Here is a 21,466-nt window from a genome sequence, read left to right on the forward strand (position 1 = left end):
ACACCCTTTCTTATTTAAATATACAGTTTATTTTAAACAAGCTTTTCTTATTTTATCTCTCATGCTTACAGCTTCCATTCTAGAACATTCTTCAAAGCTTAAAGAAGAATCTTCACATTTTTTATATGCAAGTAAAATTCCCCTTGAAGAATTTACTACCCCTCCATTTCCCTGATTAAGATACAAACTTACATCGTCCTCTGTACCACCTTGTGCTCCATAACCTGGTATTAGAAAGAAGGTGTTATTGAATTTTTTTCTGATCTCTACCGCGTCTTCTCTATGAGTACATCCAACAACTCCACCTATAGAGCTGTATCCACATTTCCCCATAAAATTTCCACCTAAAATTTCAAGTTTTTCTCCAACTGTTTCATACACTTTTTTCCCATCTTTAGTATTTAAAAATTCTATATCTTTTGCGCCTTCATTAGATGTTCTTACAAGTACAAACATACCCTTTTCTTTTTCTTTTACATAATTTAAGTAAGGCTCTATGCTATCCATTCCCATGTATGGACTTAAGGTTATAAAATCCGTTTCAAAATCTCCCTCAAAATGACCCTTAGCATACATACTTGCAGTTGAGGAAATGTCCCCTCTTTTTATATCAGATATCGCTATACTTCCTTTGCTTCTTATATATTCTAAGGTTTTCTTATATGCCATTAACCCTTTAATTCCTAACGCTTCATAGTAAGCTATCTGCACCTTAAAGCAAGCCGCAATATCAGCTGTTGCATCTATAATTCTTTGGTTAAATCTAAATAATGCATCTTGTTCAAAGTAATATTTATCTTTAAAATCCTTGGGTATATACTCCATGCAAGTATCAAGCCCTACGCATACATTTCCCTTGGATTGTACTTCTTCATATAATCTATCTATTAACATTGAGAATTCTCCTTTTCATAAACTATTTCACCATATCTTATAGTCTTTAATATTTCCCCATAAACACTCATTCCTTCAAAAGGTGTATTCTTACCCTTTGATTTGAATTTACTAGCATCTATAGTTACTTTTTTGTTTACATCTATTAAAACTAAATCTCCATCTTTTCCGATTTCTATTTCACCCTTATTTATTCCCATTATATTAGATGGATTTTTAGACATAATTTCCGATAGCTTATTTAAGCTTAATCCTTCCTCTTGCACAAGCCTTGTGTAACACACTGAAAACGCTGTTTCTATTCCTGAAATACCTGGGCTCCCTTTTAACTTATCCTCTATGGTATGCGGAGCATGATCTGTAGCTATAGCATCTACATATCCTTCCCTTATAGCGTTTACTATATAGTCCACATCTTCTTTAGATCTGATAGGTGGATTTACACTGTAATCTGAGCCCCATAGTGCTATATGATGAGGGGTTACCTCACAGGTTAATTTAGTTCCTTTATCCTTTGCTTCTTTAATATAATCAATTGATTCCTTTGTGCTTACATGGCAAAGATGCATTTTACACCCTGTATACTTGGATAATGTTATGTTCCTCCAAGTCATTAAATTTTCTGCCATCCTAGAATCTGTGGACGCTAGTGTTTCATCTTCAGAATGACAAAGCACTGTAAAACTATTTTCCTTTGCCTTTATCATTGCATTCATCATAACTTTGCTATTCAGTACATCTTTCCCATCTTCTGAAATCATTCTAGCCTTGCTACCTAATTCATCTAACTTTGTTAATGTATTTCCATCAAAGTCTTTAGTTATAGAAGCTACTTGATGTATATCTACTAGGCCCACTTCGCTACCCTTATCAAGCACATATTTTATAGTTTCTTTTGTGCTGCATACTGGATTTGTATTTGCCATAAGATTTACTGCAGTGTATCCGCCTCTTACCGCTGCCCTGCTTCCACTTAACATATCTTCTTTATGAGTAAATCCCGGATCCCTAAAGTGAGTGTGTAAATCTACAAAAGATGGCATCAGAAATTTTCCTGCTGCATCTATAGTTCTGCAGTCTTTAACCAGATCTGATCCTATTTCATATATAAGCCCATCTTTTATATAAACATCTCCTATAAAATCACTCGTCCAATCTACAATCCTTGCTCCCTTAATTAAAAGTTCCATTCTATATTACCCCCAAAAGCTTTGATATTAGAGCCATTCTTACATACATTCCATATCTAGCCTGCTTAAAATATGTGGCTCTTTTATCTAAATCTATATCAGGATGTATTTCATTAACTCTTGGTAGAGGGTGAAGTATTAACATATCATCTTTAGCATTTGTTAACTTTTCCTTAGTTAATATATAGCTATCTTTAAGTCTTAAGTATTCATCCTCACTATCGAATCTTTCCTTTTGTATTCTAGTCATATACAGTATATCTAGATTATCTATGACTTCTTCTAAAGATTTAACTTCTTGAATTTCCATAGAATCATTTTTTAAAACTTCCTCTTTAATATAATCTGGAATTTTTAATTCGTCAGGTGATATCAAAATAATTTTATTATTTGAATATCTTGATAAAGCCTTTATGAGAGAATGAACTGTTCTACCAAACTTCAAGTCTCCACAAAGCCCTACCGTAAGATTGGATAATCTTCCTTTTAAATTTTGAATAGTTGATAAATCTGTCAATGTTTGAGTAGGGTGTTGATTTGCTCCATCCCCTGCATTTATTACAGGGACATCAGAGTATAGAGAAGCTCTCTCTGCAGAGCCTTCCTTAGGATGTCTTATCGCAATAATATCTGAATAACAAGATATAATTTTTATAGTATCTTCAAGACTTTCTCCCTTTGATACAGAAGTTGAATTAGGCTCTGAAAAACCTATAATTCTTCCCCCAAGTCTTAGCATTGCTGCTTCAAAACTTAATCTTGTCCTTGTGCTTGGTTCATAGAATAGTGCAGCAAGTATTTTGCCACTACATAGATTTGAATACCTCTCTGGATTTTTTTCCATATCTTGAGCTAATACTAAAATTTCATTTATTTCATCTGTTGAAAAGTCAGTTGGGTCAATTAAATTTCTTACCTTTATCATTATTAATCTCCTCCTTTTTAGTATCACAGTACTATCTTAAAGGCATAAAAAAACCTTCCTTTTATCAAAAGGAAGGCATAATCTCGCACCTAGTATAAAATCAATTTAGTATATCGCTTAAGGCTGATTTTATACGTACTAATTACCATTCCTTTCAGGTCTCACAGGACCTTTCTTAAAGGAAAATATTTATATTCTCTTTGTAAAAAGAGTACCACTTGTCTCACTAAAAGTCAAGTGTATTTTCTATCTTTCTTCTCTAAAATATGATACTCCGAGACCTTTTGGGGGTAAACTATTAATCGACTTTTTAGCAGAAACCACTACCATAGCAACTATAGTAATCACATATGGCATCATGTCTATTATATATTGAGAAACATTTACATTTAGTCCCTGCATTCTGAAGCCTACTATATCTAATGCCCCAAATACATATGCACCTATTAACGCCTTATATGGATTCCAGGACACAAATATAACTAAAGCTACAGCTATCCATCCTCTTCCTGCAGTTATTCCTTCCTGCCAAGCTGGTACATATACCAATGATAAATAAGCACCTCCAAGCCCGCATAAAGCTCCTCCTATAAGAATATGGATATATTTATATAAGTTTATATTTATTCCCGCTGCATCAGCAGACTTTGGATTTTCCCCTACAGCTCTTAAATTTAATCCTTTCGAAGTACAATACATATATATTCCCATTGTAACCGCTAATATATATCCTAAATACACAAATGAATCCTGTCTAAAAAATATTTCACCTAGAAATGGAATATGCCCTAGTATGGGAACAAATACAGGTTTAAAGAAATCTTTTATAGCATCAGGTGCTACTTGACCTATTAAGCTTTTTCCTACCATACTCGAAAATCCCGTCCCAAATATGGTTAGCGTAAGACCTGATACTACTTGATTTGCCCTTAAGGATACTGTTAAAAATGAATATATAAGCGCTCCTAAAGCTCCTGCTAGCATTGCGCCTATCATTGCAATTATAGGATTTTGTGTTTTAATTCCAACCATAAATCCTATAACCGCTCCCATTAGCATCATACCTTCTACTCCAAGGTTTAAGTTTCCAGATTTCTCTGAAATAAGTTCTCCTAAAGTTGCAAATAAGAGTGGCGTTCCAGCTACTATGGAAGCCTGAAGTAAAGAAGTTATCATATCCATATTAAGCTGCCTCCTTAAGTGCTTTCGCTGTATTTTTTCTCAACACCTTATACTTTATAAAGAATTCACTTCCTAATACAAAGAAAAGTATGGTTGATTGTAATATTAATGCTGCAGCCTCAGGTATTCCGAAAGCTGTTTGTATAAATGCTCCTCCCTCTAAAAGAGCCGCAAATAATACTCCAACGATTAGTATAACTGGTGCTTTTAAAGCGGAAAGCCAAGCTACTATTATAGCAGTGTATCCAACTCCCCCTGATACTTCCACGGATAAAGTGCCACTCACTGCAGAAGCTTGAATCATACCTGTAAGTCCGCATAATCCTCCACTTAAAAGCATTGCTACAATAAGCGTTCGTTTTATATTGATTCCTGCATAAATAGCTGTCTTTTCACTTTCTCCAAGAACTGATATTTCATAACCTTTTTTAGTATAATTTATAAATATATGCACAGCTATAATAAGTATTAAAGCTATAATCCATCCTAAATGCACTCCCATAACCTCAGGAAGAGTTGCATTATCACTAAAGCTAGCTATCTTCGGAAATCCTTGAGCTTTAGGATCCTTCCATGGTCCATACTGGAGATAAGTAACAAACTTTAAAGCTATATAATTCATCATGAGAGTTACTATTGTTTCATTGGTATTAAATTTAAACTTCAGAATCGAAGGAATATATGCCCATATTGCTCCACCTACCATACCTGCTATGGCCATAATAGTTAATAATAAAAACTTATTCATATCAGAAAAATTTAACGCAAAATAGGATGAAAAGAGGGCTCCCATAACTATTTGACCTTCTCCTCCAATATTCCAAAACTGCATTTTAAATGCTATAGAAACTCCAAGAGCAGTCACTATAAGAGGAATAGCTTTTACTATGGTTTCCTTCGTACTATATAAAGAGCCAAATGCTCCTTTTACCATTGCTCCATATACTTCAATAGGATTTAATGCTAAAATACTTATAAATGCAGCTACTACTAAAAAGGCTAATATTATGGAAATACATCTTATGAGTATACTTCTTTTAGTTGTAATTTCTTCTACCTTAATTATTTTAAACAACTTCGTATTCCTCGCCTTCTATTTTATTTCCAGCCATTAGATATCCTATCTTTTCTCTTGTAGCTTCTCTACCCTTCAATTCCCCTGTAACTTCTCCATTACAAAGTACAATGATTCTATCACATAAGTTTATAAGAACATCTATATCTTCACCTACATATAACGTAGATACTCCGCTCTTCTTTTGTTCATCAATTAAGTTATATATGGTATAACATGTATTTATGTCAAGTCCTCTAACTGGATAAGCCATTATTAGAAGTTTTGGTTTTAAATCTAGTTCTCTTCCTAAAAGTATCTTTTGAATATTTCCTCCAGAAAGATTTTTTACCGGATAATATATACTAGGAGTTTTTATATCAAAATGTTTTTTTATATTAATCGCCTTTTCTTCAGCTTCTTTCTTTCTAAGTAAAAATCCCTTTTGCTTGTGATAAGATTTTAAGAGAAGGTTATTTACTATATCCATTGAACCTATGAGGCCCATTCCAAGTCTATCCTCTGGTACAAAGCTCATGCTTATACCCTTTTTAATAATGTCTCTCGGTGAAAGTCCAACTATATTTTCACCTTCCATAGTTATTTCTCCAGATTCTATGGGGTATATCCCAGATATTGCTTCACATATTTCCTTTTGGCCGCTTCCTGCTACTCCTGCAATTCCAACTACTTCTCCCTTTTTAATATTGAATGTTATTCCCTTTACCGCTTTAGCTTTTTCTTCATTTAAAACTACTAGATCTTTTACACTTAAAAGTTCTTCTTTGAAACTTATATCAGCTCTTTTTATGGATAGATTTAATGCTTTTCCGACCATAAGCTCTGCCAATATTTTAGGAGAAGCTTCTTTTATATCAATAGTCGATATTGTTTCCCCTTTTCTCAAAACAGTTACCTTATCACATATTTCCATAACCTCATCCATTTTATGGGATATAAAAATTACAGCACAATTATTTTCTCTCATTCTGTTTATTATTTTAAATAACTTACTTACCTCTTGAGGGGTAAAAACTGTAGTTGGTTCATCAAATATAAGTATATCTGCTCCCCTGTATAAGACCTTAATTATTTCTACTATTTGTTTTTCTCCTACAGACATGTCCTTTATTAATTTATCTAATGAAATATCTATTCCAAACCTATCGCATATTTCATTTATTTTATTTAATGCCGCCCCTTTATTTATAAAAAAGCTATTTTTTTGTCCTATTATTATGTTCTGAAATACCGTCATGTTGTCTACTAATTTAAAATGTTGATATATCATTCCTATTCCATTGTTTATAGAATCCTTAGGAGATGAAAAAAATGTATCTTTGCCATGTACATAAATGCTTCCGCTGTCTGGAGTATAAACCCCAGACAGCATATTCATTAAAGTACTTTTTCCTGCTCCATTTTCCCCTAAAAGAGCATGAACTTCTCCGCCATGAACTTTAAAGTTTATATTTTTATTTGCTATGACTTTTCCGAAACTTTTATTTATATCCTTCATAACTATATATGGAACAGTTTTATTCATAATCATCACCTATACTTTTATTTATTTTGCTAGTTGACCTTTTACACCTTCTACAAACCAATTAAAGCTTAATAATTCCTCATCTGTCATAATCTTGTCTTTTTCAACTTTTATATTTCCATTTTGATCCTTTATTGGTCCTACAAATATTTTATTCTTTCCGTCCATTATTTCCTTCTGAGCCTTTTCAACTGCTTCCTTCGCTCCAGCTGGTGCATTTTCAGTTAATGGGGCAAGTGATACCATACCTGTTTCAAGGCCTCCCCAAACATTTTGTGATTTCCATGTTCCTTCTTTAATTGCCTTTACTTGTTCAACATAATATGGTCCCCAGTTCCATATAGGTGCTGTCATATATGCTTTTGGAGCCTTATCTTTCATATCTGTGTTATATCCTATAGAAAATGCTCCTTTTTCTTCTGCTGCTTGCTGTGGTCCTGCTGTATCTTGGTGTTGAGTTATTACATCTGATCCTTCTGCAAGTAATGCCTTAGCTGCTTCCTTTTCCTTTGCTGGATCATACCAAGTATTTGTCCATTTAACGGAAACCTCTGCATTTGGATTAACTGACTTTACTCCTAGTGTAAATGCATTTATACCTCTTACAACCTCTGGGATTGGGAATGCCCCTACATATCCTATTTTGTTTGTTTTTGTTTTCATTCCAGCAACTATACCTGAAAGATATCTTGCCTGATATATTCTTCCAAAGTAATTAGCCATATTTTCTGATGATTTGTATCCTGATGCATGTAAAAATTTAATATCCTTATGTTTTTGAGCTTCTTTTTCCATTCCATCCATAAACCCAAAGCTTGTACCGATTATTACGTTGCATCCTTGATTTATCATATCTTCTACAACCTTCTGTACCTCAGCAGTATCTTCTTTAACAGATTCTTTATAAATAGTTGGAACCTTTAACTCTTTTTCTAAATACTTTCTGCCTTCATCATGAGAATATGTCCATCCGCCGTCTCCAACAGGTCCTACATATATAAATCCTACCTTTGTTTCCTTTTTGTCTGATGCAGCATTTTGAGTACTTGATTCTTTTTTGTTGCTACCGCACCCTGTTAAAGCTAAACCAATACACATTACAGATGCCAATAATAAAGATGTTATTTTAAACTTTTTCATCTTAGTGTTCCCCCTTGTATAAATTTTATATTAAAATTTTATTTAGAATCAAAATTTAAAGCTTACTATTCTTCACTAAATACAACTTTTCCATCTTCTAACGCTTCAACTATTGCTAGAGATTCTAATTGTATTCCCTTACTCAATATCTCTTCTCTTCCTTGTTGAAACTTCTTTTCTATTGCTATACCTATTCCTTCTACAGCTGCTCCTGCTTGTTCACATAAACTAATAAGTCCTGCTGAAGCGCTTCCCATAGCTAAAAAATCATCTATTATGAGCACTTTATCGTTTTTGCACAGATAATTCTTAGAAACTCTTATCTTATAATCCTTGTTTTTTGTAAAAGAATATACATCTGCTTCATAAACACTTGTATCCATATTGGTACCTGAATATTTTTTTGCAAATACTACTGGTACATTATCAAAATATTGAGCTACTATACATGCGATACCTATTCCAGAGGTCTCTAAAGTCATTATTTTATTTATATCTTTATCCTTAAATCTTTCCTTAAACTCTTGTCCCATCCAATTGAACAATTCTACATCAATTTGATGATTTAAGAAATTATCAACTTTTAATATTCTATTTTCTATAACCCTACCTTCTTGGATAATTTTATCTACTAACTTATTCATCTTTTCATTCCTCTCCATATATGATTTATTAATAAATCCATATGCTTCAATCTATTTTAAGCATTTACTATAAAAAATAAAAACCCCCAAAAATTTGGGAGTTTAAAAAGCTAATTGTATTAGAAAACAACAATATTAGCTCAATAAACACCCATAGCCCAGCAATTTACGGTTGCCTGGTAGAGACACTTAGACCCTATTTCTAAGTATATATGAGTGCGAATATTTTATTTTAATTTAAGTTTAATGTTCGTTAATTACTTTGTTAAAAATATAATACAATACTTCTTAATAAAAATCAAGCATTACTTGCATGATTTCGCTATAAATCAGCAAATTTCACTTTTCTAAGTATTTTATTATTAATATAAAGATGGCACAATCATCACTTTGTGATGATTGTGCCATCTTTATATTAAGCTACTTCTTTAATTTTATCCATATCATTAAATACTTCTAAATCAATTTCATTTTCAGACTTGGCTACAATTAATGTACCAACAGCATCCCCAGTAATATTTACTGCAGTTCTTGCCATATCTACAAGTCTATCTATACTTAACACTAAAGCCACTCCCTCTAGCGGAAGTCCTACTTGTTGAAGTACCATAGAAAGCATTACTACTCCAGAGCTTGGAACTCCTGCTGTTCCGATGGAAGCTAATGTTGCAGTCAGGATTATCATTAGCTGTTGTTGCACACTTAAGTCTATTCCATACATTTGAGCAATAAACAATGCTGCCACACCCTGCATTATTGAAGTTCCATCCATATTTACAGTAGATCCAAATGGAATTGTAAAACTTGCTACAGGTTTTGAAATACCTAGTTTCTTTTCACATGTATCTAAATTCATTGGTATAGTAGCATTACTACTAGAAGTACTTAAAGCCAATACCATAACTGGCCAAAACTTCTTAAAGAATTTAACAGGACTTAACCCACCTAAAACCTTTAAGGCTCCTCCATATACCACAACTACATGTACTATCATTACAAATAAGCATGCAAAAAAATATTTTAAAAGCGGTAATAGAACTTTTATTCCTTGGCTAGCTACTACACTAGAAATAAGTGCAAATACTCCATAAGGAGCCAATGTCATAATTAATCCTATCATTTTTAATAATACTTCATTTATTTGATTTAAAATATTAACAAGGGGCTTTACTGGATTTCCTATGATATTAACAGCTATACCAAATACAATAGAGAACACTATTATTTGAAGCATGTCCCCTTTTACCATAGCTTCTACTGGATTAGTAGGAACCATATTTACAAGTATATCCATAATAAAAGGTGGAGCAGCACTTTTTATTTCACTACTTCCGGCGGTTAAAGCTACTCCAAGGCCTGGCTTTAGCAAATTAGCAAAAAATAAAGCTATTGTTACTCCTATAGATGTAGTTAACATATAGTAGGAAAATATCTTCCCTCCAACTCTACCCAGCTTACCCATATCGCTTATGCTAGTTACTCCACATATTAAAGAAAACATAACCAAAGGAACTACTAGCATTTTAATAGCCCTTAAGAAAACATTTCCTACAGGTTTTAATATCCACATATTTAAAACTAATTTAACTTGATCTGAGAAAGCAAAATTAGATATTATTCCAAAGACAATACCCATAATTAATGCAATTAATATCTTAGTTGTATTAGACATTTTTTTAATTTGCAATTTTCATCAACCTCCTGATACATTACTTAGCATAATATTTCATTTACCATGTATATAATAACAAAAACCGACAATTATCGCAATAAATAATTTTCTCCAATGTATTTTTCGCAATATTCAAAATCACATATGATAGTTTGAATACATTTTTCTTTCATTTGAGATTATATATTATAAAATAAAAAGACTATTAGCATATAACTAATAGTCTCCAATTGCTTTTTATAATTAACAAATACTTATACTTAACTCTTTATTATAGTTTATGTTTTCTTTTGCTAGAATTCTTCCTTTTTCAGTTAAATATACAACCTTATAGGAATTCTCTTCTCCTACCATTATATATCCTTTTCTTTTTAAAATAGCTATGTTGAAATCAGATATAACATTATCAGATAAGGTCATTTTATTTTCTGAAATATTATAAAGATTTATTAGAAAATTTATTCTATCAGATATCTCCTTTAAAAAAAGTGATGTATACGCCTTCATGTTTTCACCAACCTTATTCTGCAATCGTTATCTATAATTATAATATAGGAAATAATTAAATTCAAGTTAAAAAGTTAACTTGAATTTAACAATGCATTTACATACTAATATAAAAATCGAAGCATTATTCATATTTAATAAATAAAAAAGAGTTTGTGAAACTTTTTCAAGTTTTACAAACCCTCATATATCAACCTTTTGCGTAATGCCTATATTATACTTTATGGTGCGCCCAACAGGAGTCGAACCTGCGACCTCCGGATTCGAAGTCCGTCACTCTATCCAGCTGAGCTATGGGCGCTTAAAGCGCATCTAACTTTTTAAATTTGGAGCGGGTGAAGGGAATCGAACCCTCGTAACTAGCTTGGAAGGCTAGCACTCTACCATTGAGTTACACCCGCATATTGGAGCGGAAGACGAGATTCGAACTCGCGACGTTCACCTTGGCAAGGTGACGCTCTACCACTGAGCCACTCCCGCAAATACAAAACATCAAAATCATCGATTTTGATATGTTTTTATTTTCTTAAACCATTATAACAAATCATATATGGTGCAGGTGACAGGAGTTGAACCTGCAAGCCATAGGCGCTAGATCCTAAGTCTAGTGCGTCTGCCAATTCCGCCACACCTGCATATATGTGCGTACTTATTAACAAGTACTAATGGTGACTCACCGGGGAATCGAACCCCGGACACCATGATTAAAAGTCATGTGCTCTACCGACTGAGCTAGTGAATCATACTATGTTTGTGGGGTGAATGAAGGGATTCGAACCCTCGACAACCAGAATCACAATCTGGCGCTCTACCAGCTGAACTACATCCACCACATCATGCACAAATTATGGTGCGCCATCAGGGGATCGAACCCGGGACACCCTGATTAAGAGTCAGGTGCTCTACCAACTGAGCTAATGGCGCATATGTTAAATGGTGCGTCTTAAGAGATTCGAACTCCTGGCCCACGCCTTAGAAGGGCGTTGCTCTATCCAGCTGAGCTAAAGACGCAAATTGGAGCGGGTGAAGGGAATCGAACCCTCGTAACTAGCTTGGAAGGCTAGCACTCTACCATTGAGTTACACCCGCAAGTTTTGTGGTCGGGGTGACAGGGATTGAACCTGCGACCTCATGGTCCCAAACCACGCGCGCTCCCATCTGCGCTACACCCCGATATAAAATTTGTTAATGGTGCGCCATCAGGGGATCGAACCCGGGACACCCTGATTAAGAGTCAGGTGCTCTACCAACTGAGCTAATGGCGCATATGTTAATGGTGCGTCTTAAGAGATTCGAACTCCTGGCCCACGCCTTAGAAGGGCGTTGCTCTATCCAGCTGAGCTAAAGACGCAAATTGGAGCGGGTGAAGGGAATCGAACCCTCGTAACTAGCTTGGAAGGCTAGCACTCTACCATTGAGTTACACCCGCATATTGGAGCGGAAGACGAGATTCGAACTCGCGACGTTCACCTTGGCAAGGTGACGCTCTACCACTGAGCCACTCCCGCAAATAAGCTTGTCTTGTATATTGAATATAATTTAATTGGTGCAGGTGACAGGAGTTGAACCTGCAAGCCATAGGCGCTAGATCCTAAGTCTAGTGCGTCTGCCAATTCCGCCACACCTGCATATTAAATTTATTGGTGGCTCACCGGGGAATCGAACCCCGGACACCATGATTAAAAGTCATGTGCTCTACCGACTGAGCTAGTGAACCATGGCTGGGATAGCAGGATTCGAACCTACGAATGCGGCAGTCAAAGTGCCGTGCCTTACCGCTTGGCGACATCCCAGTATGGGGTGAATGAAGGGATTCGAACCCTCGACAACCAGAATCACAATCTGGCGCTCTACCAACTGAACTACATCCACCATATGGTGCGTCTTAAGGGATTCGAACCCCTGGCCCACGCCTTAGAAGGGCGTTGCTCTATCCAGCTGAGCTAAAGACGCATTTTTGGAGCGGGTGAAGGGAATCGAACCCTCGTAACTAGCTTGGAAGGCTAGCACTCTACCATTGAGTTACACCCGCAGGTTTTGTGGTCGGGGTGACAGGGATTGAACCTGCGACCTCATGGTCCCAAACCACGCGCGCTCCCATCTGCGCTACACCCCGTTATCCTTCAGAAGTTTTCGTTTGTTTCGCTCGCTCCTGACGACATAAATTATTTTACATGATAATCTTAAATCCGTCAACACCTTTTTTCAAGTTTTTTAATATTTTTTCATGTGTTTTTATGTGAATTACACCTTATCCTAGTTATATCAATGCGTATGGATTCTAAATAAATTCAATTTTCATTGAGAAAATGCTCATTTTTAAGAAAATCAGGTCTTATTTTATAGCTCTTATACTAGCATTTATTTTATTATCTTCTAATTCTATTACTGCTACACTATTAAATCCATCTCTGGCGATAACGGGACTTCCAGGATTCACAAACCATATGCCCTCTTCGTATATTATTTGAGATATATGAGTATGCCCGAATAAAACTACTTCTACTCCAAGTTCCAATGCTTTAAATTTCAATCTAGTTAGACTATGTTTTACATCATAGTAATGCCCATGAGTTATTAAGAACTTATGGCCTGCTATATCAGTTACTATATCTGCGGATACACTTGTAGAATAGTCACAATTTCCCTTTACATTTATAATTTCTCCATTATAGTACTTCTTAAAATCTTTCACATCTTGAATATTATCACCTAAATGAATAAGTATATCTATATTTTGAAGTTTCTCCATAACTCTTTCTATGATCCATGTATGCCTATGTGTATCACTTACAACTCCTATTAGCAATTTTTATTCCCCCTGTAAATATTCCTTAAAGGCATCATCTAGTTTATTTAAAGCCTGTGCTCTATGACTTATGGTATTTTTTATGGTTTCACTAAGTTCTCCAAAGGTTTTTTCATATTGAGGTATATAAAATATCGGATCATATCCAAATCCATGTTCCCCTTTAATTTCCTCAGCAACTACACCATGAACCTCCCCTTGTACTTGAATCACATTATCTGCATTTATGAAAAGTACCATAGCACATACAAATTTAGCCTTTCTGTTTTGTTTTCCTTCCATTAGTTTTAACAGCTTCTGATTGTTTTTTTTATCATTGCCATGTTCTCCTGCAAACCTAGCTGAAAATACTCCAGGAGCTCCATCTAAGGCCTCTACAGCTATACCTGAATCATCCGCCAGTACCATAGCCTCCCCTTTTAGCATATCAAATATTACCTGTGCCTTTTTCCTCGCATTATCTATGAAAGTTATACCATCTTCTTCTACATCAATATCAATATTTGCTTCTCTTAGTGAAATTACTTCTATATTTAATTTTGATAATATAGCTTTTATTTCAATTATTTTATGTGTATTATTACTTGCAACAACTAATCTTTTATTCATTTTAATAAATTCCACCACCTATTTACTTACTTATCTGTGCACATTCTTCATTTTACCTACATATAAATTAAATGTCCACAGTTTAAAATAAATAATCAACATTTTGCACTTTCACTCATATTATTTATATAAGGATTAATTTTAGAGTAGGTGTTAAATTGAGGTATATGGGACCATTCCTTAGAATTAATAGTTTAACCGAACAAAATATTAAAAACCAACTATTTCATTTATCAAAAGAAGCCATGAAACATATCGTGTTACACACTGGAGGAGGGCTTACAACTTCACGAAAGGACTTTAAAATAAAAAACCTTCATCAGAGCGAACTCAATCTAATTAAAGGTTCATATCCACTTATATGCATATATAAAAAAGCTGATCCTAAAATAAGCTCAGACAGCAAACTACTTTGGGATATTAAAGAATTAAAAAAAGATGTATTGATAAGTTCTAATGCATTTATGTCTTTAGCACTTTTAGAACTATCAGATTATTATTCCAAATTTAAAGACCTAGATGAATCGAAATATTCCCATTGTGGTTTATATGCAAAACTCACTAAAAGACAACTACAATTTTATTTTTCTTACTTAAGAGATGAGAATGGAGTATTCGTAGATAAAGCTAATATAACACCTGAAGATGAAAATGAATTAAAATTTGAAAACAAATATGCTGAATTCAAATTTTCTGACCAAAGCTTTTTAATGGCTGCTTTTTACAAAGCTTCTCTTTATGAAGATAAAGACAGTGAAGAATTCAAAAACTTTTCACTAGATATTCTAAATATGTTTAAGAACTATAAGGATGAATTATACAACTTAAACATGGATGAAATAATAAAATTGGCCCTGGGATTCAATATAATGTATGAGTATTATAAAGACGAAGATGTAAAATTCATACTATTGGATTTGTTAGAACTTATCCAAGAAAACTATGAAGAATATACAATTTTACAAAAGAAACGTAAATTTGAAAATCAATGTCTATGTTCTCTTAACTATATAATGTTCTATAAAAATACAGGCATATTAAAATTCAAAGACTTATATAGCAGTATATATGAGAGCATTTTAAATCTCTACAATGAGGATTTAAGTTTGTTTATAAAAGATACAGATAAAGATAAAATGGTTTACTCTGCAGAAGAAATCAACTTATATATAATGTGCTTACTTGCTTATAACAAGTTTTTTAGCGAAGAAAATTCTAATTCAGAATCCAATGAGAATCGTATTTTATTGAATGTATTCAAAAAGCAATTAGTTGAATCAGGCATAATATCAAGTTGGCCCGAAGCACCCTCATTAGATGACAGAGAAAGATATATTAACTTTTCACTAAATAGTGAAGATTTACTTGATGAGGATAACTTTAAAATGAATTCAATCCCAACACCAGAAAGCATAGAAATATCACCTGTATTCTTAAAGGAAATAAAATTCAGTGAAAGAAAAGGCATATTTAAGACTCCTAAGGATTCATTTTATAGCGAAAAAAATATGTTTATATTTTTCTTATATATATTTTTAAACAATCATGAGTCATTTTAAAATTTTATGGTAATTAAGTAATTATTTTTATAAAATATTTTATATATAAATACACATACTAAAATCACCCTACAACTAAATTTCCTCTTATTAACCACCCTTTGTATAGGAGGTAATAACTATGATGAACATAAATTGTTCTGAAAACTGTATGTATGAAAGAGACGGAATATGTACTTTTAATACTATACTTAGTGCCTCCAATTGTGTAATTACCAATGAGAAATGTGGTTATTATACTGAAAAGGAATCTACAAAAAAAGCTCCTCCCATAAATTAGGAGGGGTTTTTTTTAAATGATACTCTTATTTATTAGAAGTGATTCAAAATTTATATATGATTTATAGTTTAACTTTAATCCTTCAATATATTTATTTTTATAAACATATATATTATTTGAATACAAGGGGATTACAGGGATATCTTCTTCTAATATTTCAAAACACTTATTTTGCAGTTCGCTTTGTTTATTAGTATCCTTATTTGTCCTAAGTAAATTTACGTATCCATTATACAAAGAATTATTATATTTTGAATAATTAAAAGGATTATTGTAAGTAAACTTTTCAAATATGCTCATAGCATTATCATACTCTTTATTATATTTTATAAGAGCAACATCATACTCACCATTATTTATATTTTTAAAAAAGTCATTCTCGCTATATTCCTTTAGTTCTATAGCTATGTCCGAATCTTTTTCTATATTAGCCTTCAAATAACTAGCTAACTTTTTATCTTCTGTTGTATCCTTAAATATAAACTTCAACGTAGGTTTGATATCCAGCACAATATTGCTTTGATTATTTTTAGTCTCACTTTTAACTTTCTTCTGTAAATTCATAAATCCATTTATAGGTGCTGCTTCATCTTTTAACAGTTCATTATAAATTTTTTCTTTATTTAGAACTTCCTTTATAATCTTTCTCACCTTATATGGAACTTTATTTTCCTTTAAGTTAAATACTAAATATTGAAACTTATAAGATTCATTTTTAAATGGGTCTTCTAGTATATTTCCTATATTACTTAAATGCTCACTTTTAAATAAATCAACTTTTCCTAATTGAAGATTTACAAGTGCATCTTCATCACTTTCAACCTTAACAATTTTTATCTTATTATTTGGTGTAATTCCCCAATACTTTTTATTAGGCACTAGATTTATCTCATCACCATTTATGTCTTTTATTATATATTGTCCTGAATACTTTAAAGTAGAATAACTACTTTCCCAATTATTAATTTTATTATCTAATTCTCTTAGTCCATATATAGGATTAGCAAGTAACTCTAGAAAAAAACTGCACGGACTATTAAGTTTTATTTGAAGAATGTTATTTTCTATATTACTTATGGCTACATTACTAAAATTAGTCTTGCCATTTTTATAAGTTTCTGCTCCGAATATACAAAACAATTCATATCCTAAAGGATTATCAGTATCCTTATTTAAAAGTTCAGAAAAAAATACCTTAAAGTTTTCTGCGGTTATAGATTCTCCATTGCTAAAATATGCATCATCTCTTATATAAAATTTATAAGTAGTTTTATCTTTACTTATTTCCCATCTTTCTGCAATTCCTGGAACTATATTCCCCTCATCATCTTTTTTTACAAGCCCTTCAAATGTACAATTTAATATTTCCAGCGAATTATCATCATAAACAGCTTTCATATTTAAATATTTAGGCATATTTATCATAGCATAGGTGATATACTCTTTATTTAATACACTTTCATTAAAACTTTGCTTTTTTTCTATACATCCACTTAATAAAATACATATTGTTATAGCTATTGCTATAATTCTTTTCATTTTACTCTCCCCTTTACTTATAATAATTATTACCCAAGCAAAAAAAAATAAACAAAATTTATATTTTGTTTATTTTAATAAATTGGTAAATATCTATAAAACTTAAAATTATTCTCCTTTAAACTATTGAAAATGTCTCCTGACAATCCTACTTGATGTCTTATAAATGTATATCTATCTATAAGCTTTATATTTCTATGAATAACTAAAGTAGGACTTTTTATTATTTTATTTTCAAATATCCCCATAGTTATAAATATAGATTTTTTAGCATTATATTTTAGTGCCTGCGTTAAAAAACATTCAAATGTCTCCTCAAATATCATCTTTTCTTTAGAAAAGTTAAAGAAAACACTATCTTCTTTTCCCTCTAAGTACATCATAAGTATTTCATTATTTTTTAAAACAACACGATATTGTATATTATTCTTCCAACATACCTTAATTAAATTATGAAATATTTTATCTGTACTTATTCTATTTAGAATTGAAATAGCCTTATTTTCATCCACTTGTATTAACTTAAAATAAACTTTATAAAATTTATCCCTCACTAATCTCTCCCAAATATTGATCATTAATATTATATGAACGAGAGGAATATTAATTTCCAAAATAACTTGCTATAGGTTATAATTTATTTTTATGGTATAATTTTATTACAAGTTTTCATCTACTGGAGGGAAATTTATATGATTTTAGCATTAGAAATACTTGCTATAATATCTATGTGCATATTAATATTTGTAGTTGTATGGGGATTTGTAACATTACAGCAGGTATATAATCAATTGAAATATAAAAATTATTTACTAGAAAAGTTAAACGTACATATGCACAACTTATGTCAAAAATTTAATGTTCCTGATTCATCTAAAGACTTAAAAACTCAAGAAGAAGTTACTAAATAAAAAAATTCCCCATGACTTATATGGGGAATTTTTATTAGGCTTTGCTTACTTCTTCACTTACAAGTTTATTTACTATTTGAGGGTTTGCCTTACCTTTAGTTTCTTTCATTACAAGACCTACTAAGAAGCCTATAGCTCTTGTTTTACCATTTTTAAAATCTTCTATAGATTGAGGATTATCTGCTATTATCTTTCTAACCACTTCAAGTATAGCTCCCTCGTCATTATTTTGTACTAGACCCTTTTCTTCTACTATTATCTTTGGAGACTTTCCTGTTTCAAACATTTCTTCTATAACTTTTTTACCTATATTATTTGAGATAGTTCCTGCGCCTATAAGCTTTATAAGCTCTGATAAATGTTCTGGAGTAAACTTAACTTCTGCTATAGTTATAGCCTTTTCATTTATTATTTTTGAAATATCCCCCATAAGCCAGTTAGACGTTGCCTTAGCGTCATTAGATAACTTTACAGTACTTTCAAAGAACTCTGCCATAGCTGTAGTCAGCGTAAGAACTGATGCATCATATTTTGGAATACCATATTCGCGAACAAATCGCTCTTGCTTTTCATGCGGAAGCTCTGGTATTGTTTTCCTAACCTCTTCTATCCACTCATCAGATATATTAAGAGTTACCAAATCTCCTTCTGGGAAATATCTATAGTCATTTGCTTGCTCTTTATTTCTCATAACTATAGTTACATTATTTGCTTCATCCCATCTTCTTGTTTCCGGCTCAATCTTTTCTCCATTTTTATTAGCTTCAATTTGTCTATCATATTCATATCTTAAAGCTTTTTCAAGAGCCTTAAATGAATTCATATTTTTTATTTCAACTCTAGTTCCAAATACATCGCTTCCCTTTGGCATAACAGATATGTTGCCATCACACCTTAAAGACCCCTCTTCCATCTTACAATCAGATACTTCAATAGAAGATAATATACTTCTAAGTTTCTGAAGATATAAAGTTGCTTCTTCTGGTGTCTTAATATCAGGTTTCGATACTATTTCTATAAGAGGCACTCCTGCTCTATTATAATCCACTAATGTTCCATTTCCTGTATGAAGTAGTTTACCTGCATCTTCCTCCATATGTATTCTCTGAATACCTATCTTTTTCTTTTCTCCACTTTCAAGTTCTATTTCTATATAGCCATCTCTACATATTGGAATTTCATCTTGAGTTATCTGGTAATTCTTAGGACAATCTGGATAAAAATAATTTTTTCTATCCATTCTGCTTACCTGATTTATAGAGCAATTAAGGGCTAACCCTGCCTTTATAGCATAATCTACTACCCTTTTATTTAACTGTGGCAGTGAGCCCGGAAGCCCTAAGCATACAGGACATACATGAGTATTTGATTTTCCACCAAACTCAGTTGTACATCCGCAATATATTTTAGTCTTTGTAGAAAGTTCTGCATGAACTTCAAGACCTATTACCGCTTCAAATTCCATCTATCTTTTCCACTCCTTTTTTTAATTCTTAAAAGTCCTAAATATCAACTATTAACTAAATACTTGGTTTCATAGTGTGCCAGTTAGTTGATTGTTCAAAACTATATGCTAAATTAAATAATATATCTTCTCTATAGTAGTTACTTATTATTTGAAGCCCTACCGGTAATCCATTTACCATTCCACATGGTACTGAGATAGCTGGAAGTCCTGCTACACTTACTGGCACAGTATATACATCAGATAAATACATCTCCATAATATTATCTGACTTTTCCCCTATTTTAAATGCAGGTGTTGGAGAAGTTGGACATACTATTGCATCAAACTCTTTAAATACTCTTTCATAATCTTGCTTTATCAAACTTCTAACTTTTAGTGCTTTTTTATAATAAGCATCATAGTATCCTGCTGATAAAACATAAGTTCCAAGCATTATTCTTCTCTTTACCTCTGATCCAAATCCTTCATCTCTAGATTTGAAATAGATATCTACGGCATTTTTTGAGTTTTCTGTTCTATATCCATATCTTATCCCGTCAAATCTTGCAAGGTTTGATGAAGCTTCAGCACTAGAAATTATATAATACGCTGCAAGAGCATAATCAGTTAAAGGAAGTGAACATTCTTCTACATCTGCTCCATTTTCCTTTAAGACCTTTATAGCTTCCTCTACGGTTTTTCTCACTTCATCATTAAGTCCTTCCCCAAAGAACTCTTTTGGTATACCTATTTTTTTACCTCTTAAATCTTTAGATAAGGCTTTAGAATAATCAATGACTTCTATAGGAGCCGTTGTAAAATCTCTTTTATCTAATCCTGAAATATTTTGAGCTAACAGCGCAGAATCTTCTACATCTCTTGAAATTATTCCTACTTGATCTAATGTAGATCCAAAAGCCACTGCCCCATACCTAGATATTCTTCCGTAGGTTGGTTTTAGTCCAACTACTCCACATAGAGCTGCTGGCTGTCTAACTGACCCACCAGTATCTGTTCCAAGAGCTAATGGCGCCTCAAGTCCTGAAACACAAGCCGCACTTCCTCCTGAAGAACCTCCTGGTACTCTATCTGTATCCCAAGGATTTCTCACTAACTTATATGCACTATTTTCATTTGAGGATCCCATTGCAAACTCATCCATATTTAGTTTTCCGAGTATTATTCCATCCTGCTCTTTTATTTTCTCTATGACATGAGCATCGTAAGGAGCCTTATATCCTTCAAGTATTTTAGATGCACAAGTATTTTGCATACCTCTTACACTTATGTTATCTTTTATAGCCACAGGAATTCCTGTAAGACTTTTAAGTTCTTCTCCACTAGCTATCTTACCATCTAATTCTTTTGCCTTATTTAAAGCCTCTTCCCCTGACACATATAGATATGCACCCAAAGTGGAATCAACTTTTTCTATTCTATTTAGATAACTATGTACTACTTCTTCAACTTTTACTTCTTTAGTTTTAATTTTATCTTTCAGCTCATGGGCTGTAAGATTACATAATTCCATTATATCTGTTCCCTCCTTTTAAAATGC

19 protein-coding genes, 21 tRNA genes and 1 riboswitch are annotated in these 21,466 nt (G+C 32.6%); of the genes, 3 read left to right on the forward strand and 37 right to left on the reverse strand.

Annotated elements, in window-relative coordinates:
* Nucleotides 1-27: 27 nt before the first annotated feature.
* From pyrF to rdgB, 33 genes are all read right to left on the reverse strand, one after another.
* A complete protein-coding gene (gene pyrF / locus JOC70_RS16650) occupies nucleotides 28-894 on the reverse strand; it encodes an orotidine-5'-phosphate decarboxylase (protein ID WP_204600028.1) in 867 nt (288 codons plus the stop codon).
* Entirely contained in the window at nucleotides 888-2,084 is a 1,197-nt protein-coding gene (locus JOC70_RS16655; protein ID WP_204600029.1) for a dihydroorotase, read from the reverse strand. The genes pyrF and JOC70_RS16655 overlap by 7 nt, the downstream gene beginning before the upstream one ends.
* A 1-nt stretch (nucleotide 2,085) precedes the next feature.
* A complete protein-coding gene (gene pyrB, locus JOC70_RS16660) occupies nucleotides 2,086-3,009 on the reverse strand; it encodes an aspartate carbamoyltransferase (protein ID WP_204600030.1) in 924 nt (307 codons plus the stop codon).
* A gap of 246 nt (nucleotides 3,010-3,255) precedes the next feature.
* A complete protein-coding gene (locus JOC70_RS16665; RefSeq protein ID WP_204600031.1) occupies nucleotides 3,256-4,191 on the reverse strand; it encodes an ABC transporter permease in 936 nt (311 codons plus the stop codon).
* Between the two features lies 1 nt (nucleotide 4,192).
* Nucleotides 4,193-5,266, reverse strand: a complete 1,074-nt coding sequence (locus tag JOC70_RS16670) for an ABC transporter permease (RefSeq protein WP_204600032.1) — start codon at nucleotides 5,264-5,266, stop codon at nucleotides 4,193-4,195.
* Complete coding sequence (locus tag JOC70_RS16675; protein WP_204600033.1) at nucleotides 5,259-6,791, reverse strand: ABC transporter ATP-binding protein; 1,533 nt, start codon at nucleotides 6,789-6,791, stop codon at nucleotides 5,259-5,261. Before JOC70_RS16675 ends, JOC70_RS16670 begins: the two co-directional genes overlap by 8 nt.
* A 21-nt stretch (nucleotides 6,792-6,812) precedes the next feature.
* Nucleotides 6,813-7,931 carry a BMP family ABC transporter substrate-binding protein gene (locus JOC70_RS16680; RefSeq protein WP_204600034.1) on the reverse strand — a complete coding sequence of 373 codons (1,119 nt, stop codon included), beginning with the start codon at nucleotides 7,929-7,931 and terminating at the stop codon, nucleotides 6,813-6,815.
* A gap of 65 nt (nucleotides 7,932-7,996) precedes the next feature.
* On the reverse strand, nucleotides 7,997-8,575 hold the full coding sequence (locus JOC70_RS16685) for a xanthine phosphoribosyltransferase (RefSeq protein WP_204600035.1): 579 nt from the start codon (nucleotides 8,573-8,575) through the stop codon (nucleotides 7,997-7,999).
* Nucleotides 8,576-8,709: 134 nt separating this feature from the next.
* Nucleotides 8,710-8,811, reverse strand: a riboswitch (purine riboswitch).
* Nucleotides 8,812-8,990: 179 nt separating this feature from the next.
* A complete protein-coding gene (locus tag JOC70_RS16690) occupies nucleotides 8,991-10,262 on the reverse strand; it encodes a dicarboxylate/amino acid:cation symporter (RefSeq protein ID WP_243429172.1) in 1,272 nt (423 codons plus the stop codon).
* A gap of 228 nt (nucleotides 10,263-10,490) precedes the next feature.
* Entirely contained in the window at nucleotides 10,491-10,754 is a 264-nt protein-coding gene (locus JOC70_RS16695) for a helix-turn-helix domain-containing protein (RefSeq protein WP_204600036.1), read from the reverse strand.
* 224 nt (nucleotides 10,755-10,978) lie between these two features.
* Nucleotides 10,979-11,055 (reverse strand) — tRNA-Arg (locus tag JOC70_RS16700).
* Between the two features lie 26 nt (nucleotides 11,056-11,081).
* Nucleotides 11,082-11,155 (reverse strand) — tRNA-Gly (locus tag JOC70_RS16705).
* A 4-nt stretch (nucleotides 11,156-11,159) separates the two neighbouring features.
* A tRNA-Gly gene (locus JOC70_RS16710) sits at nucleotides 11,160-11,234 on the reverse strand.
* Nucleotides 11,235-11,305: 71 nt separating this feature from the next.
* Nucleotides 11,306-11,389: transfer RNA gene (locus JOC70_RS16715), tRNA-Leu, on the reverse strand.
* 31 nt (nucleotides 11,390-11,420) lie between these two features.
* A tRNA-Lys gene (locus JOC70_RS16720) sits at nucleotides 11,421-11,496 on the reverse strand.
* Between the two features lie 12 nt (nucleotides 11,497-11,508).
* Nucleotides 11,509-11,584 (reverse strand) — tRNA-His (locus JOC70_RS16725).
* 18 nt (nucleotides 11,585-11,602) lie between these two features.
* Nucleotides 11,603-11,678, reverse strand: a tRNA-Lys gene (locus JOC70_RS16730).
* Between the two features lie 10 nt (nucleotides 11,679-11,688).
* Nucleotides 11,689-11,765: transfer RNA gene (locus tag JOC70_RS16735), tRNA-Arg, on the reverse strand.
* A gap of 4 nt (nucleotides 11,766-11,769) precedes the next feature.
* Nucleotides 11,770-11,843: transfer RNA gene (locus JOC70_RS16740), tRNA-Gly, on the reverse strand.
* Nucleotides 11,844-11,851: 8 nt separating this feature from the next.
* A tRNA-Pro gene (locus JOC70_RS16745) sits at nucleotides 11,852-11,927 on the reverse strand.
* A 16-nt stretch (nucleotides 11,928-11,943) separates the two neighbouring features.
* Nucleotides 11,944-12,019, reverse strand: a tRNA-Lys gene (locus JOC70_RS16750).
* Between the two features lie 9 nt (nucleotides 12,020-12,028).
* Nucleotides 12,029-12,105 (reverse strand) — tRNA-Arg (locus tag JOC70_RS16755).
* Between the two features lie 4 nt (nucleotides 12,106-12,109).
* Nucleotides 12,110-12,183 (reverse strand) — tRNA-Gly (locus JOC70_RS16760).
* Between the two features lie 4 nt (nucleotides 12,184-12,187).
* A tRNA-Gly gene (locus tag JOC70_RS16765) sits at nucleotides 12,188-12,262 on the reverse strand.
* Between the two features lie 36 nt (nucleotides 12,263-12,298).
* Nucleotides 12,299-12,382: transfer RNA gene (locus tag JOC70_RS16770), tRNA-Leu, on the reverse strand.
* A gap of 13 nt (nucleotides 12,383-12,395) precedes the next feature.
* Nucleotides 12,396-12,471 (reverse strand) — tRNA-Lys (locus JOC70_RS16775).
* Nucleotide 12,472: 1 nt separating this feature from the next.
* Nucleotides 12,473-12,547 (reverse strand) — tRNA-Gln (locus JOC70_RS16780).
* A gap of 3 nt (nucleotides 12,548-12,550) precedes the next feature.
* A tRNA-His gene (locus JOC70_RS16785) sits at nucleotides 12,551-12,626 on the reverse strand.
* A gap of 4 nt (nucleotides 12,627-12,630) precedes the next feature.
* Nucleotides 12,631-12,707: transfer RNA gene (locus JOC70_RS16790), tRNA-Arg, on the reverse strand.
* Nucleotides 12,708-12,712: 5 nt separating this feature from the next.
* Nucleotides 12,713-12,786 (reverse strand) — tRNA-Gly (locus tag JOC70_RS16795).
* 8 nt (nucleotides 12,787-12,794) lie between these two features.
* Nucleotides 12,795-12,870 (reverse strand) — tRNA-Pro (locus JOC70_RS16800).
* A 219-nt stretch (nucleotides 12,871-13,089) separates the two neighbouring features.
* Complete coding sequence (locus JOC70_RS16805) at nucleotides 13,090-13,563, reverse strand: metallophosphoesterase family protein (protein WP_204600037.1); 474 nt, start codon at nucleotides 13,561-13,563, stop codon at nucleotides 13,090-13,092.
* 3 nt (nucleotides 13,564-13,566) lie between these two features.
* A complete protein-coding gene (rdgB, locus tag JOC70_RS16810) occupies nucleotides 13,567-14,172 on the reverse strand; it encodes an RdgB/HAM1 family non-canonical purine NTP pyrophosphatase (RefSeq protein ID WP_204600038.1) in 606 nt (201 codons plus the stop codon).
* A gap of 158 nt (nucleotides 14,173-14,330) precedes the next feature.
* Between rdgB and JOC70_RS16815 the strand changes: the two genes are divergently transcribed.
* Together JOC70_RS16815 and JOC70_RS16820 are read left to right on the forward strand one after the other, a co-directional pair.
* Nucleotides 14,331-15,731, forward strand: coding sequence for a hypothetical protein (locus JOC70_RS16815; RefSeq protein ID WP_204600039.1), 1,401 nt, complete (start codon nucleotides 14,331-14,333; stop codon nucleotides 15,729-15,731).
* Nucleotides 15,732-15,852: 121 nt separating this feature from the next.
* Entirely contained in the window at nucleotides 15,853-16,011 is a 159-nt protein-coding gene (locus tag JOC70_RS16820; protein ID WP_204600040.1) for a hydroxymyristoyl-ACP dehydratase, read from the forward strand.
* Nucleotides 16,012-16,023: 12 nt separating this feature from the next.
* On the opposite strand, the gene JOC70_RS16825 is transcribed toward JOC70_RS16820, so the two are convergent.
* Both JOC70_RS16825 and JOC70_RS16830 read right to left on the reverse strand, forming a co-directional pair.
* Entirely contained in the window at nucleotides 16,024-17,550 is a 1,527-nt protein-coding gene (locus tag JOC70_RS16825; protein WP_204600041.1) for an ABC transporter substrate-binding protein, read from the reverse strand.
* 74 nt (nucleotides 17,551-17,624) lie between these two features.
* A complete protein-coding gene (locus tag JOC70_RS16830; protein WP_204600042.1) occupies nucleotides 17,625-18,104 on the reverse strand; it encodes a hypothetical protein in 480 nt (159 codons plus the stop codon).
* 138 nt (nucleotides 18,105-18,242) lie between these two features.
* Here JOC70_RS16830 and JOC70_RS16835 point away from each other — a divergent pair, with 138 nt between their 5' ends.
* A complete protein-coding gene (locus JOC70_RS16835) occupies nucleotides 18,243-18,461 on the forward strand; it encodes a hypothetical protein (RefSeq protein ID WP_204600043.1) in 219 nt (72 codons plus the stop codon).
* Nucleotides 18,462-18,495: 34 nt separating this feature from the next.
* Here JOC70_RS16835 and gatB read toward each other — a convergent pair whose 3' ends face one another.
* Nucleotides 18,496-19,926 carry an Asp-tRNA(Asn)/Glu-tRNA(Gln) amidotransferase subunit GatB gene (gene gatB / locus JOC70_RS16840; protein WP_204600044.1) on the reverse strand — a complete coding sequence of 477 codons (1,431 nt, stop codon included), beginning with the start codon at nucleotides 19,924-19,926 and terminating at the stop codon, nucleotides 18,496-18,498.
* Nucleotides 19,927-19,981: 55 nt separating this feature from the next.
* Entirely contained in the window at nucleotides 19,982-21,439 is a 1,458-nt protein-coding gene (gene gatA, locus JOC70_RS16845) for an Asp-tRNA(Asn)/Glu-tRNA(Gln) amidotransferase subunit GatA (protein WP_204600045.1), read from the reverse strand.
* Between the last annotated feature and the right edge of the window lie 27 nt (nucleotides 21,440-21,466).

The sequence above is a fragment of the Clostridium pascui genome (assembly GCF_016908015.1).
Lineage (GTDB): Bacteria > Bacillota > Clostridia > Clostridiales > Clostridiaceae > Clostridium_AK > Clostridium_AK pascui.